Consider the following 1,705-nt stretch of genomic DNA (forward strand, 5'->3'; position numbering starts at 1 on the left):
TGTAGGCGCCGGATAGAAATGACACCCCTCTGCTAGATAGAAATGACACCCTCAGGCGTCCTTAGCAGAGTCCGGTGGTATGGTCCTCCTGGCAGTTCGGGAGGACGCGCTTATGACGGTGGTGGCGATGAGCCATGGCGAGCTTTCGCGGTTTGACACATTGTCGCGCGTGGACCGCGGCGAACTTCGGGTTGAGGATGCGGCGACGTTGCTGGGCTTGAAGCGCCGGCAGATTTTCCGGTTGCTGGAACGTCTGCGAGTTGAAGGCGCTTCAGGCCTGGTGTCGCGCAAACGTGGTCGGCCGAGCAACCGGCGTCACAGCAATGCCTTTCGCGAGCGGATCCTGTCACTGCTCCGCGAGCATTATGCGGATTTTGGACCGACCCTGGCGCGTGAGTATCTGGCGGATCGCCACGATATCGCGGTGGGCTGTGAGACATTGCGGCAGATGATGATTGAGGCTGGTCTGTGGCAGGATCGCGCAGCTCGCCGGTCTCGCCCTTATCAACCGCGCCACCGGCGGGAGTGTCGTGGCGAGCTGATCCAGATCGACGGCTCGGATCATGAATGGTTCGAGGATCGCGGACCGCGATGCACGCTGCTCGTCTACATAGACGACGCGACCAGCGAGTTGATGCACCTCAAGATGGTCGAGAGCGAAAGCACCTTTTCCTACATGGAAGCGACAGGCGAATATATCGAGCGGCACGGCAAGCCGGTGGCCTTTTATTCCGATAAACATACGGTCTTTCGTAACCCTAAGGCGACCGCCAAGGGTGATGGCATGACGCATTTCGGGCGCGCGCTCGATGCGCTGAACATCGAGATCATTTGCGCCAACTCACCCCAAGCCAAAGGCCGGGTCGAGCGGGCGAACGGCACATTGCAGGATCGCCTGATCAAAGCGATGCGCCTGGAAGGTATCTCGTCGATCGAAGAAGCGAACGTCTTTCTGCCGAGCTACATGGTTGGGCACAATGCGCGCTTCGCTCGTCCGGCCGCAGACAGTCGCGATCTACACCGACCTCTGGCACCGCGGGATGATCTGCACTCCGTCATGGTCTGGCGCGAACAGCGGACGGTCACAGCCGCGCTGACGCTGCACTATAACAAGGTGCTGTTCCTCTTGGAGCCGAACCCGATCAGCAAGGAACTGGCGCGCAAGCGCGTGGATGTCTGTGAATATCCTGACGGCACAGTCGAGATCCGCCACGAGGGGCGCTCCCTTCCCTATAGCCTGTTCGACAAGATGCCCCGCATCAATCAACCTGCCATCGTCGATAACAAGCATCTCGACGCGGCACTGGCGCTAGCAAAAGAGATCCAAGCGATCGCGCCGCATCACCGGCAGCGGAACAACTATGCCCCTGCCCGCCGCGACCAGCCCGCGCATTTGTTCCCCGAACCGGAGGCGCCGGTGAAGATCAATGGACGCCGGTCAGGCGGGGCAAAGCTCAAACGTCGTCCCCGGCTCACCTCGGCGGAGTTACGAGCGCGCGGCACGCTCGAGTTCGTGAAGGCGCGCTAAAGCGGTTCTGACCGAGCCCGCTGCCTTCGCAGCGGGTCCGTGCCCTTCCCACCACTGTTACGCCATCAGCAGGGTCTGCGCTGCGCTGTATCGATGGCTCCACGCAGCCCCTGCTGCTATAAATGGTGTCATTTCTATCTAGCGGAGATAGTGTCTTTTCTAATCAGCTCGAACATT

1 protein-coding gene is annotated in these 1,705 nt (G+C 60.4%); it reads left to right on the top strand.

Going from position 1 to position 1,705, the window contains the following annotated elements:
* The first annotated feature begins 112 nt into the window (after positions 1-112).
* Entirely contained in the window at positions 113-1,528 is a 1,416-nt protein-coding gene (locus ACI3KQ_RS15890; RefSeq protein WP_404959307.1) for an ISNCY family transposase, read from the top strand.
* Positions 1,529-1,705: the final 177 nt, after the last annotated feature.

The sequence above is a fragment of the Sphingobium sp. ZW T5_29 genome, assembly GCF_044987515.1.
Taxonomy (GTDB): domain Bacteria; phylum Pseudomonadota; class Alphaproteobacteria; order Sphingomonadales; family Sphingomonadaceae; genus Sphingobium.

Excerpts from the sequence above, each read along its gene's own strand:
- ACI3KQ_RS15890 (WP_404959307.1), top strand. The coding sequence starts at position 113 with ATGACGGTGGTGGCGATGAGCCATGGCGAGCTTTCGCGGTTTGACACA.